Annotated in this window: 10 protein-coding genes; 8 read left to right on the forward strand and 2 right to left on the reverse strand. The window is 66.0% G+C overall.

Going from position 1 to position 12,795, the window contains the following annotated elements; translation table 11 throughout:
- The 7 genes from H2037_RS04000 (at position 1) to H2037_RS04030 (ending at position 9,819) form a co-directional block, all read left to right on the forward strand.
- Positions 1–1,794 carry a methyl-accepting chemotaxis protein gene (locus H2037_RS04000; protein ID WP_292118219.1) on the forward strand — a complete coding sequence of 598 codons (1,794 nt, stop codon included), beginning with the start codon at positions 1–3 and terminating at the stop codon, positions 1,792–1,794.
- A 211-nt stretch (positions 1,795–2,005) separates the two neighbouring features.
- Entirely contained in the window at positions 2,006–4,492 is a 2,487-nt protein-coding gene (locus tag H2037_RS04005) for a TonB-dependent receptor (protein WP_292118000.1), read from the forward strand.
- A 217-nt stretch (positions 4,493–4,709) separates the two neighbouring features.
- Complete coding sequence (locus H2037_RS04010; protein ID WP_292118002.1) at positions 4,710–6,095, forward strand: acyclic terpene utilization AtuA family protein; 1,386 nt, start codon at positions 4,710–4,712, stop codon at positions 6,093–6,095.
- Positions 6,095–6,409: a DUF4387 domain-containing protein gene (locus H2037_RS04015; RefSeq protein ID WP_292118004.1), complete on the forward strand. Its 315-nt coding sequence runs from the start codon at positions 6,095–6,097 to the stop codon at positions 6,407–6,409. The genes H2037_RS04010 and H2037_RS04015 overlap by 1 nt, the downstream gene beginning before the upstream one ends.
- A gap of 24 nt (positions 6,410–6,433) precedes the next feature.
- Positions 6,434–7,435, forward strand: coding sequence for a phosphoglycerate dehydrogenase (locus tag H2037_RS04020; RefSeq protein WP_292118007.1), 1,002 nt, complete (start codon positions 6,434–6,436; stop codon positions 7,433–7,435).
- Between the two features lie 3 nt (positions 7,436–7,438).
- Positions 7,439–8,731: a glycerate kinase gene (locus H2037_RS04025; protein WP_292118009.1), complete on the forward strand. Its 1,293-nt coding sequence runs from the start codon at positions 7,439–7,441 to the stop codon at positions 8,729–8,731.
- Between the two features lie 11 nt (positions 8,732–8,742).
- Complete coding sequence (locus H2037_RS04030) at positions 8,743–9,819, forward strand: tartrate dehydrogenase (protein WP_292118011.1); 1,077 nt, start codon at positions 8,743–8,745, stop codon at positions 9,817–9,819.
- Between the two features lie 29 nt (positions 9,820–9,848).
- On the opposite strand, the gene H2037_RS04035 is transcribed toward H2037_RS04030, so the two are convergent.
- Positions 9,849–10,538, reverse strand: coding sequence for a Crp/Fnr family transcriptional regulator (locus H2037_RS04035; RefSeq protein ID WP_292118013.1), 690 nt, complete (start codon positions 10,536–10,538; stop codon positions 9,849–9,851).
- Positions 10,539–10,627: 89 nt separating this feature from the next.
- On the opposite strand from H2037_RS04035, the gene H2037_RS04040 reads away from it, so the two are divergent.
- On the forward strand, positions 10,628–11,407 hold the full coding sequence (locus tag H2037_RS04040; protein WP_292118015.1) for a class II aldolase/adducin family protein: 780 nt from the start codon (positions 10,628–10,630) through the stop codon (positions 11,405–11,407).
- A gap of 12 nt (positions 11,408–11,419) precedes the next feature.
- Here the strand turns inward: H2037_RS04040 and H2037_RS04045 are convergent, their stop codons facing one another.
- Complete coding sequence (locus H2037_RS04045; RefSeq protein ID WP_292118018.1) at positions 11,420–12,769, reverse strand: citrate:proton symporter; 1,350 nt, start codon at positions 12,767–12,769, stop codon at positions 11,420–11,422.
- Positions 12,770–12,795: the final 26 nt, after the last annotated feature.

Genomic DNA, 12,795 nt, shown 5'->3' on the forward strand with positions numbered 1-12,795 from the left:
ATGATCCGCGCCTCGACCGAGAGCAACAATCTCAGCCGGGCGATCGAGGCTCAGGCCATGTCGCTAGAGACCTCGATTCTCCGACAGAACAGCCAGTTCCGTGGGTTTCTGGTGACTGGGGACGAGACCTACCTGAAGTCCTACTATGAAGGACGCGACGATTATGACCACGTGGTCGTCGATCTTCGGGCCATGCTTTCGGAACCGGAAAATCAGCGCCTTCTGGAGCAGTCGCGCACGGCGACCCTGGCCTGGCGGACCGACTGGGGTGATCGCATGATCGCCCTGGTCCGCGCGGGACGCCGTGAGGAAGCGGCGCAGGAGGTGCGTGACGCAGGCTCGAAGGTGCTGGTAAGCGCGGCGGTTCTGCCGCTGCGCGATATTCGGGACGGCGCGGCGGCCCTGACGGTCAAGAATTTGGAGCGCCAGGAAGCCGCGATCCTTACGGCGATCATCGCCCTGGTCGTCGGGGGCGTCGCCCTGATCGCGATCGCTATGACGTTGTCGGCGATGCTGAGCCGCATGATTGCTCGCCCCATCACGACATTGACCGCCGCCATGGGAGAACTGGCCAAGGGCGACAACAATATCGTCGTTGACGCCGATCGCGCCGACGAGCTTGGCGACATGGCGCGGGCTGTTCTGGTTTTCCGCGACACCGCCCTGGCCAAGGCCGAGGTCGAGCAGGCGGAGGCGTCCGCGAAACTGGCCAAGGAGGCGGCCGACCGTGAAAAGGCTGTGGCCGACGCGGCGCAACGTCAGGTCGTTGAGGCCTTGGACACCGCCCTGGAAACCCTTGCTGCGGGCGATCTGACCCATTTGATCGACACCCCCTTCGCACCGGAATACGAAAGGCTGCGCAAGTCTTTCAACGATACGGTTCGGGGATTGGAAGAGAGCCTCGCCAGCGTTGCAGGCTCGGCTCAGAGCGTTCGGCTTGGATCGACTCAGATCTGCTCCGCATCCGAGCATCTCTCGCGTCGTACCGAGCAACAGGCGTCCAGTATTCAAGAAACGACCATGGCGACCAACCAGGTCACCGATATGGTCGGCGAGACCGCGCGGAGCGCGGGCGACGCCCGCAACGTGATCACCCAGGCCAATGGCGACGCGACCGACGGGCGCTTGATCGTGGAAGAGGCGATCTCCGCCATAGATGCGATCAAGTCGGGATCCGAGAAGATCAGCGAGATCATCAACATGATCGACGCCATCGCCCTTCAGACCAATCTTCTGGCGCTCAACGCCGGCGTAGAGGCCGCGCGCGCCGGTGATGCGGGCAGAGGATTCGCCGTGGTCGCGGGCGAGGTGCGAGAACTCGCCAGACGAACCGTGGACGCCGCCAAGGATATCAAGGACCTCATCAACAAGTCGTCCGAAGAGGTCAGGCTCGGCGTCGACCGTGTCGGAGAGACCAGTAATATGCTCGCGAGGGTCTTGGCGAAGATCGGCGACGCCAACGCCCTTGTCGTCGAGATAGCCCATGGGGCTCAAACCCAGGCGGAGAGCCTGAAGCAGGTCAATGACGCGGTCGGCAGCATGGATCGTATGACCCAGCAGAACGCGGCCATGGCCGAGGAGGCGACCGCGGCTGCGCGTATCCTGGCGACCGAGGCCGACGAACTCGCAACGCTGGTGGCGCGCTTCCGCCTGAACGCCCCAAGCAGGCCTGCTGGACGGGATATGGCCGCCTCGTCGCCTCCCGTCGCGAAGCCGGTGCGCTCGACGCTGCAGACGAGGGGAAACCTGGCTCTGAGCAGCAGGCCCCAAGAGGACGACTGGCAAGAGTTCTAGCTCGGAAGTCAGCCCACTGACGGCCTGATCGGTGAAAAACGCCCAAATCTGACTGTATATGTCAGTAAAAATGCGTAGTCCAAGTTTACGACTACTTGAACAGTCGTGTGTTCTATTATCGAGGGTTGCTGACGGGGGGTCCGTTCATCGGCCGTCGATCAATCAATTGCTCTGCAGCAGAGCCAATTAAAAACAATCTTCGGAGGCTTTCTTGAAATCCCTGTACTTCACGGTCGCGCTCGCGCCGCTTCTCTTCGCGACATCGTCTCACGCGGAGGCGGAGCAGAGCCCGGCTCGCCAGACGGCGTGGGAAGCCAGCCGCACGCGCGTCAGCGACGATGTCGTCGTCACGGGCGTGGCCAAGGCGCGGGATCGTCTCGACAGCGCCACCTCGACCAGCTCGATCAATGACGTCGAGATCACCAAGATCGGCGCCTATTCGATCAGCGACCTGTTTCGCACCATTCCCGGCATCCGCGCCGAGGCTTCAACGGGTGAAGTCAACGGCAACTACACTATTCGCGGCCTGCCCATGGTCGGCAGCGGCGCCAAATACCTCCAGTTCCAGGAGGACGGTCTGCCGGTCCTGGAGTTCGGCGACATCCTGGCGCTGACGCCGGACTATTTCATCCGATACGATTTCAATATCGGCCAGATCGAGTCGATCCGCGGCGGATCGTCATCGACCTTCGCGTCCAATGCGCCGGGCGGGGTGATCAACCTGATCTCGCAGACGGGGGAGGTCGAAGGCGGATCGTTCCAGGCCTCGTCGGGCCTCGACTACGACACCTACCGCGGCGACTTCAACTACGGCGGCCACCTGACGGACAGCATCCGCTTCAACGTCGGCGGCTTCTATCGCGAGGGCGAAGGCCCCCGGGACTCGGGCTTCCAGGGCAATCACGGCGGTCAGATCAAGGCCAATATCACCAAGGAGTTCCAGGGCGGTTTCGTGCGCCTGGAGGGCAAGATCCTGGATGACACGGTGATCGGTTACGGCCCCGCGCCGCTAATGGTCTCGGGCACGAATGACGACCCCGACTATACGAGCACGCCCAACTATTCGATCACGCGCGACACCCTGACCTCGCGCAACATCTCCACCATCCCGTTGATCAACGGCGACGGCGATCTGACCGAGGTGAACATTCACGACGGCAATCATGCAGTCGTCCGTTCGCTCGGTTTCCATACGCGTTTCAACCTGCGGGGTTGGACCGTCACCGACCATATGCGTTATGCGGACCAGTCGGGTGACCAGTCCCTGAACTACCCGCTCGCCGTCGTTCCGGCGGCTCTCGCGCCATTCGCCTTCGGCGGCGCCGGCACCCTGGCCTATGCGACCGGCCCGCAGGCCGGTCAGGCGATCACCAGCCCGACGACGCTGAACGGCAACGGCCTTCTGGCCTACTCGACGCTGGTTCACACCGACATCAACAGCCTCAACAACTTCACCAACGACCTGCGCGCCAGTCGCGTCTGGAATGTCGGCGGCGGGCAACTGACGACCACCTTGGGCGTCTACAACGCCGAACAGGATCTGGAATACGACCGCCAATACATCCCGTTCTTCCAGGACGTGGTCGGCGGCGGCGACTCCGCCCTGGTCGACATCATCAATCCCAACGGCACGCCGCGCACCCAGGACGGCGTCTACAACTTCTTTGGGCCGTCGACGGCGGGCTCAAACTCCCGCACCGATGTCCGTTACAGCATCATCGCGCCCTACGGCTCGCTGAACTATCGGATCGGCAAGCTCGCCCTGGGGGCTTCCGTTCGGTTCGACAGCGGCGAGGTGACCGGTTCGACCGTCGCCAACGGCATGACCGACGTGCGAACCATCGACGTCGACAACGACGGCGTCATCACACAGGCAGAGCGCACCTTCGCCTTCGCCCCGGCGGCCAAGACCACGCCGGTCGACTACGACTATGACTACACGTCCTATTCGGTCAGTGCGAACTATCGGGTGTCGGAGACCTTCTCGACCTTCGCACGCTACAGCCAGGGCGGTCGTGCGGCGGCGGAGAAGATCCTGCGCTCGCCCGCGATCAGCTCGGTCGACGGCGACCTGGTGCAGCCCGACGCCGCCTATGATCCGGTCGACCAGGCCGAAATCGGCCTGAAGTATCGTACGGACGGGCTGTTTGCGAACGTGACCGGCTTCTGGGCGGAGGTGAGCGAAACCAATCAGCAGATCCGCCCCGGTGCGAACGGCGTCACCCAGCTGGTGCTGGTCCAGCGCAGCTATGAGGCCATGGGGGCGGAGTTCGAAGGCGGCGTTCGTCGCGGACCGCTCAGCCTGACCGCAGGCGCGACTGTCACCAGCGCCGAGATCACCGAGGCCGAAGATCCGACCCTGGTCGGCAACACGCCGCGGCGCCAGGCGGACGTGATCTTCCAGGTGATGCCGCAGTACGAGAACGACCTGTTCACCGTCGGAGCGAGCATCGTCGGCACCACCGAAAGCTACAGCCAGGATCAGAACCAGCTGAAGCTGCCGGCCTATGCGACGGTCAACGCCTTCCTCCAGATCCGGCCGGTCGAGCGGGTCGTGCTTTCGCTGAACGCCAACAACCTGTTCGACGAAATGGCGATCACCGATGTGTCGGCGGACACCCTGCCCGCAAGCGGCGTGGTCCTGGCCCAGACTCTGCCTGGCCGAACCGTCACCGCCGCCGTCCGCTTCTACTTCTGACCGGACAGGAATGAAGCGCTCAGTTCGCAAGTCGAGCTAAGGACTTCGAGCGTATTGGAGGGCCGGGCTTATGGCCTGGCCCTTCAGTGCGTGTTGTCAGGTCAACCGGCCGATCAGGCGTCATTTTGCATCCAATCCATTGACCTATTGCATTCACCAGCGTTAGACACGGTATGAGGCGTCGCCACGAAGCGGGCCCTGAACCAAGGATTCCGCGATGGTGAACAGTCCGATCAAGATAGTCGTGCCGACCGGCTCCCTCGGCGCCGGCGCGCTCGAGGAAGAAGTTCGCTACGGCATCGCACAGGGCGCGCGGGCCATCGCCACGGACGCCGGGTCCACGGACAGTGGCGCGGCCTATCTTGCGCTCGGCATTTCCAAGAACAACCGGGGATCGGTCAAACGCGATCTCGCTATCCTGATGAAGGCGGGCGCCGAGGCCGGCATTCCCGTTATCGTCGGCACCAGCGGCCAGGCGGGCGGCGACAAGAATGTCGACTGGACCCGCGACATCGCCATCGAGGTGGCCCAGGAACTGGGTCTCTCGCCGCGCATAGCCCTGCTCTATTCGGAACAGCGGAAGGCGACGCTCAAGGCCAAAAACGCGGACGGAAAGATCACGCCCCTGGCGCCCCTCGGCGCCCTGGACGACGCCACGATCGACGCCTGTGATCACATCGTCGCGGCCATGGGGCCGGAGCCCTATATGGAGGCCTTGAAGGCGGGGGCGGACCTGATCCTGGGCGGGCGCACGACCGACACCGCCGTCATCGCCGCCTTCGCTCTTCTTCATGGCGCGCCTGAAGGTCCATCCTGGCACGCGGGCAAGGTGTCCGAGTGCGGCGCCCAGTGCACCGCCCATCGCGATCGCGGTTCGGGTGTTCTGATCTCCATCGATTCGGACGGCTTCACCGTCGAACCCCTGACGTTGAGCAATTCTTGCGACGTCGAGAGCGTCTCGGCTCACATGCTTTACGAGAACAGCGACCCCTTTAGGCTGACGGAGCCGGGCGGGGTGCTGGATGTTACGGACGCGGTCTACACCCCGCTCGACGACCGGATCGTCCGCGTGACAGGCTCAGTGTGGGAGCCCAAACCCTATACGATGAAGCTCGAGGGGGCGTCCGGGGGGCGTTACCAGACGATCATGCTCATCGGTATCCAGGATCCTGAAGTCCTGGGGCGCGTGGACGAGTTCCACGACCGGCTGCTGGCGGCCCTCTACGCCCGGACGCGCAGCACGATCGGCGATGCGGCCGGCGACTTTCACATCTCCCTGCGCCTCTATGGCTGGAACGCCGTGTCCGGCGACAGGCCGCCGGAAGGCACGCCGCCGCCCCGCGAGATCGGCGTGCTGTTCGTCGCCACCGCCGACAGTCAGGAGATGGCGTCGCAGATCGCCAAGGCCTGCAATCCCTACTTCTTCCACTTCCCTGTCGCCATGGACAAGGAACTGCCCAGCTACGGCTTCGCCTTCTCGCCCGCCGACATCGACCGCGGCCCGGTGTTCGAGTTCCGGCTCAACCACGTCGTCCATGTCGATGATCCGATGGAGCTCGTTCGCACCGAATGGGTCGATCTGCGCAAGGTGGAGGCCGCCTGATGACGACCGTCGACGACGTCTGCCACCATGTCCGCTCCAAGAACGCCGGCCCCTACTGGGTGACGTTCGATCTCTTCTTCAAGGGGCCGGACGAGTTCGCGCGCTATCACGACAGCCCGGTGCTGGGTCCCGACCTCATCCATCGGCTGTTCGGCGCGGATCCCGCCCTGGTCAAGCGGTTCGCCGTGCCCAGTCTGAACATGATCAAGATCTCCTACGCCCGAACCTCGCCCCAGGGCGGGATGGTCGAACGGGACATGCACGCCGGCCAGCAGTTCGTTCGCCTGCTCGACGTGGCGCTCGACCCGGCCTGAGGCCTAATCCGACGGAGGTCCGCCATGTCGCCCAAGACCCGCCGCGTGGTCGTCACCCAGCGCTTCTTTGACGCCGCGACCATCGCTTTTCTGGAGGCGAACGGCTGCGAGGTCATCGTCGCCGATCTTCCGCCCGGCCAGGCGGACGGCGACCTTGCGCCCGAGGCGCTCCACGGCCTGCTGACCGGCGCCGACGGGTGGATCGTCGGCCATGCGCGCGTGACCCACGATCTGTTGGCGGCTCTGCCGGACCTCAAGGTCATATCGCGCCGGGGCGTGGGCTATGAGCGGATCGATCTGGAGGCGGTGCGCGACCTTGGCCGCGTCGCCTGTATCGCGGCCGGCGGCAATGACGCCTCGGTGGCGGACCACGCCATCGCCATGATGCTGGCCCTGGGCCGTCGGTTCCGGGAAAGCCAGGCCAATATGCTCAGCGGGAACTGGTCGATCCTGATGGGGTCCGACCTCTATCGCAAGACCGTCGGGATCATCGGCCTGGGCCGGATCGGCCGTAGTCTGGTTCAGAGGCTGCAGGGTTTCGAGGCGCGGATTCTGGTCCATGGTGCCGGGCGGGACCCCGACTATGCGGCCGCCAACAACATCGCCCATGTCTCGCTTTCGGAGCTCCTGGCCGCCTCCGACTACGTCAGTCTGCACGCACCCTTGACGCCCGAGACGCGTTTCCTGATCAACGCCGAGACCCTGGCCCGGATGAAGCCGACAGCTTATCTGATCAACACCGCGCGCGGCGGACTGGTCGATGACCAGGCTCTGCTCGAGGCGCTTCGAAACGGGACCATCGCCGGCGCCGGACTGGACACCTTCATGAGCGAGAGCGATCCCGACTATCGTCCCGTCAGCGAGGCCCTGCTGGCCCTTCCGAACGTCGTGGCCACGCCTCACGCGGCGGCCTCGTCGCGCGAGGGGCTGGATCGGACCAACCGGGTTGCGGCCATGAACGTCGTCGCCGTACTCGACGGAGAAACGCCGCCGGCGGCCTGCGTCGTCGCCGACGGCCGCGCCTGAGCGATGTCCCAAAGGCCGCCGATCCCGCCAGAGACTGTGGAGGCGGTGCTGCGACGGCTTTATGAGGCGGCGGTGGCGGCGGCCCTGCCGTCCAATACCGTCTCGGCGCATCTGCCGTCTCCCCCGCGCGGCCGCACGGTCGTCATCGGCGCCGGCAAGGCGGCCGCGTCGATGGCTCTGGCCGTCGAAGCCGTCTGGAACGGTCCGCTGTCGGGGCTGGTGATCACCCGTTACGGCCACGGCGCGCCCTGTCGTCGGATCGAGGTGGTGGAGGCCGCCCATCCGGTGGTCGACACTGCGGGCCTGGCCGCCACCTCCGCCCTGCTAGACCGGGTCGCCCACCTGACCGAGGACGATCTGGTCCTGTGTCTGCTGTCCGGAGGCGGTTCGGCGCTGCTCGCCGCCTCCGTTCCCGGCGTCACGCTGGAAGACAAGCAGGCGGTCGCGCGCGCCTTGCTGAAGAGCGGCGCAACGATCGCCGAGATCAACTGTGTCAGAAAGCATCTGTCGGCGGTGAAGGGCGGGCGGCTCGCGCAACGGATCGCTCCGGCCCGGCTCGTGACCCTGGCCATCTCGGACGTTCCGGGCGACGATCCGTCGACCCTGGCCTCAGGTCCGACCGTGCCCGACCCGACGACCCGCGAGGAAGCCCTGCGGATCCTCGATCGCTACATCCCCGAGGCGCCCGCTGCGGTTCGCGCCCGCCTGCTCGATCCAGCTTCCGAAACGCCCAAGCCTGATCCGGCGCACCCGCCCGACTTCCGTCTTATCGCAACGCCCGCAGACGCCATCGCCGCCGCAGCCGCCGTCGCCCGCGCGCACGGTTATGCGCCCCTCATCCTTGGAAGCGATCTGGAAGGCGACGCCGTCGCGGTCGCCGGCGATCACGCGACGATCGTGCGCCAGATTCTGGCGGGGGACGGACCCGTGGCGCCGCCCTGTGTCATCCTGTCGGGCGGCGAGACGACCGTCACGGTGCAGGGCAGGGGACGGGGCGGCCGCAACGCCGAGTTCATCCTGGCCCTGGCGGTCGCGCTCGACGGCGCCCCGAACGTCCACGCGCTCGCCGCGGACACCGATGGAATCGATGGGTCCGAGGACAACGCCGGCGCTGTGATCGGTTCCGACATTCTGGTTCGGGCCCGCCGCCTGGGCGTATCGGCCAGGAGCCGGCTGGAGGACAATGACGCCTACGGCTTCTTCGCGGCCGTCGGCGGCCTGGTGACGACCGGCCCGACCCTCACCAACGTCAATGATTTTCGGGCGATCCTGATCGATCGGCCTTCGACCGCCTGAGAGGAACCGCCATGAGCAACGCTCGCCACTACCGCATCGCCGTGATTCCGGGAGACGGGATCGGCAAGGAGGTCGTGCCCGAAGGCCTGCGCGCGCTCGAAGCGGTTTCCGCCCGCTACGGCTGCACCTTCCAGTTCGACGTCTTCGACTTCGCCTCGTGCGACTATTATCTGACGCACGGCAAGATGATGCCGGACGACTGGAAGGCGCGGATCGGCGGGCATGACGCCATCTTCTTCGGCGCCGTCGGCTGGCCCGAGACGGTGCCGGACCATGTCAGCCTGTGGGGCTCGCTGATCCAGTTCCGGCGGGAGTTCGACCAGTACGTCAATCTGCGGCCGGTCAAGCTGATGCCGGGCGTGCCCAGCCCGTTGGCGGGACGCCGGCCGGGAGACATCGACTTCTACGTCGTGCGCGAGAACACGGAGGGCGAATATTCGTCCATCGGCGGCCGGATGTTCCCCAATACGGATCGCGAGATCGTCCTGCAGGAGACCGTCATGACCCGCACCGGCGTCGACCGCATCCTCAAATATGCTTTCGATCTGGCCCAGCGGCGCGACAAGAGACACCTCACCTCGGCGACCAAGTCCAACGGCATCTCGATCACCATGCCCTATTGGGACGAGCGGGTGGAGGCGATGGCCGCAGCCTATCCCGAGGTGCGCTGGGACAAGTACCATATCGACATCCTGACGGCCCATTTCGTCCAGCATCCCGACTGGTTCGACGTGGTGGTGGCCTCCAATCTGTTCGGCGACATCCTGTCGGACCTCGGGCCGGCCTGCACCGGCACCATCGGCATCGCCCCGGCCGGCAACATCAATCCCGAACGGACCTTCCCCTCCCTGTTTGAGCCGGTGCACGGCTCGGCGCCGGACATCGCAGGCCTGGGCGTCGCCAATCCGGTGGGACAAATCTGGTCCGCCGCCCTGATGCTGGATCACCTGGGCGAACCCCAGGCCGCTGCGGCCGTGGTCGCCGCCATCGAGGCGACGCTCGCCGTCGAAGCCTTGCGGACCCGCGACCTGGGCGGTCCGCTGGGCACGGCGGATTGCGGAAAGGCGATCGCGGCGGCGATCCGTTGAGACGATCGTCTCCCTGAGAGGGCGCAACCTCAGGGCGCGACCGATACGCCCTCCTGCAGACGGCGCAGACGGTCCGGGTCGAGGATTTCGATCGCGCCGTAGCGGGTGCGCAGGACGCCGTCGCGCTCGAACGACTTCAGGGTCCGGTTCAGGGTCTGACGGCTGACGCCGACGATCAGGGCCAGTTCGTCCTGTCGTATCGCCAGCGGGCCTTGTCCCCCGTCGTGGGTCGCGCTGAGCAATGCGCCCGCGAGCCGCGCCGGCACGGGCTGGGCCACGCGCTGGCCGATGAAGGCCAGGGCGGCGCGCTGGTGCGCACAGGCCAAGAGGGCGAGATCGTGATGCAGGTCCGGCAGACTGCGCGCGAGGCCGACCCAGACGGCGTGCGGAATGTGCAGGAGCGTGACCGACCCGAAGGCGACGGCGTCCTGGGGTCTCGGCCCCGCATCGATCGTCGAGAGTTCACCGAACCAGGCGCCCGGACACAGGCTTCGGATCAGGACCTCGGCGCCGACGACCGGATAATCCAGAAGACGGACCCGCCCTTCGACCACGCCCCAAAGACCGTTGGGCGGATCGCCCGTGGCGTAGATCCGCGCGCCGTTCTTCCTCGCGACGATCGTCGCCGACGCCAAGAGGGCGTCGCGGCGTTCAGGGGCGATCGCGCCGAACCAGCTGTCCCTTTCCAGAAGCGCTATTTGTTCCGCCGCAAGGCTCATCGCGCATGCTCCGCCTGGAATGTCGCGTCGGCGACAATCCCCCTCCGTCCGGTCGATAGGCTTTCGACCACACAAAGGGAGACACGACCATGACCTTGCATCTGAAGACTGAACCGAGCCTGCGTGATCAGGTCTCGCCCGAGGAATGGGCCGCGCGCGTGGACCTCGCCGCGGCCTACCGACTCGTGGCCCTCTACGGCTGGGACGACCTGATATTCACCCATCTGTCGGCGCGCGTTCCCGGCCCCGAGCATCATTTTCTGATCAACGCCTACACCCACATGTTCGAAGAGATGACGGCGTCCAACCTGGTCAAGATCGACCTCGATGGAAACAAGGTCGGCGACGGGGCCGGCGCGGTGAACCGGGCGGGCTTCGTCATCCATTCCGCCATCCACGGCGCGCGCGAGGACGCCGCCGCCGTCATCCACCTGCACACGCCCCAGGGCCAGGCGGTCTCGGCCATGAAGGAGGGCCTGCTGCCGCATACCCAGACGGCGATGATCGCCCACCACGACGTGGCCTATCACGATCATGAGGGCATCGCCGACGAACTGGACGAGCGGGAGCGGATCGTCGCCGACCTGGGCGACCGAAACGCCCTGATCCTGAGAAACCACGGCACCCTCACCGTCGGGAGAAGCGTCGCCGAAGCCTTCATGCGCATGTATTTCCTCGAACGGGCCTGCCAGGCCCAGGTTCTGATGCTCGGGGCCGGCCGGGCAGGCCTCAACGACCCTTCGACGGAGGCGGTGGAGACGGTCAGGACCCAGGTCCGTTCGCCGCAATCCCGGATCATCGCCGAACAGGTCGCCTGGCCCGCCCTGCTGCGCAAACTCGACCGGATCGATCCAAGCTACCGCGATTGACGGGCGGGCGGGTCAGCCGACGCGGAACGGGACGGCGCCGCTGGCCAGGGCGGCGCCGAGCATCACCAGGCAGGAGAGAACGGCCCATTTCAGCGAGAAACGCTGGGCCGCGCCCACGTCCACCTTCAACAGGCCGCAGACCAGATAGATGGCCGCGATCAGGGGGCTCATGGCGTGGATGGGCAGGGCGGTCAGCGATGCTCGAGCTATGGCCTCGGGCGCCACGCCATAATGCCCGCCCGTCTCGGCGATCACGGGCAAGATCCCGAAATAGAAGGCGTCGTTGGACATGAAGAAGGTCAGCGGCATGCTGACCAGGGCGGTGATGGGGGCCATATAGGGTCCCAGGGCCGGCGGGATCGCCGCCACCAGGGCTGCGGCCATGGCCTCGACCATGCCCGTACCCTGCAGGATGCCCGTAAAGGCGCCGGCCGCGAAGATCAGCAGGACGATGTTGATGACATTTTCAGCGTGGGCGGCGATGCGCTCGCGCTGGGTCTTCAGGCTTGGATAGTTGACGATCAGGGCGATGGCGAAGGCCCCCATCATCAGGACGGGCAGGGGCGCTAGACCCAGCAGGAGACCCGCCATCAGGGCCAGGGTGAGGCCAAGATTGAGCAGGAAGAGCTTCGGCCGCCGGGTCTCGGCATGGGGTCGGGGATCGCCCTCCTCGGCCATCACCGGCGCCTCGGGTTGGGGCCCAAGGGCAAGCGGCTGAAGCGTCAGCGCACCGAGCCGTTTGCGCTCCATCACTCCCATCCGCCAGGCCACCAGCACGGCGAAGCCGATTCCCGCCAGCATCGTCGGCATCATCGGCAGGAAGAGGGAGGCGGGCTCGATCTGCAGGGCCGTGGCCGCACGCGCCGTCGGTCCGCCCCACGGGATGAGATTGGTCACGGAGCTGCAAAGCCCGAGCAGCAGGGCCAGGATCAGCGGGTTGAGGCCGAGGCGGCGATAGACCGGCAGCATGGCGGAAATGGTCACCAGGGCGGTGGTCGCGCCATCGCCGTCCAGCGAGACAACGGTGCAGAGAAGCGCCGTTCCGATCGTGACCCGGACCGGATCGTCCCCGACGCTGCGCAGCACGAAACGGACAAGCGGATCGAACAGGCCGGCGTCGATCATCAGGCCGAAATAGAGGACGGCGAAGGCCAGCATCAGAACGGTCGGCGTCAGGGCCGTGACCCCCTGAATCATCATCTCGCCGATGCCGGCGCCGGCGCCGGCCAGCAGACCGAATAGGATGGGCACCAGGATCAGCGCGGTGATGGCCGACAGCCGCCTCGTCATGATCAGGATCATGAAGGTCAGGATCATGCCTGCGCCGAGCAGGGCGGGGTTCTGGAGGGCGGTCAGGGTCACGCTGCGCCTTTCAAAGGGGCGGCCTG

This window comes from Brevundimonas sp. (assembly GCF_013912065.1).
Classification (GTDB): Bacteria; Pseudomonadota; Alphaproteobacteria; order Caulobacterales; family Caulobacteraceae; genus Brevundimonas.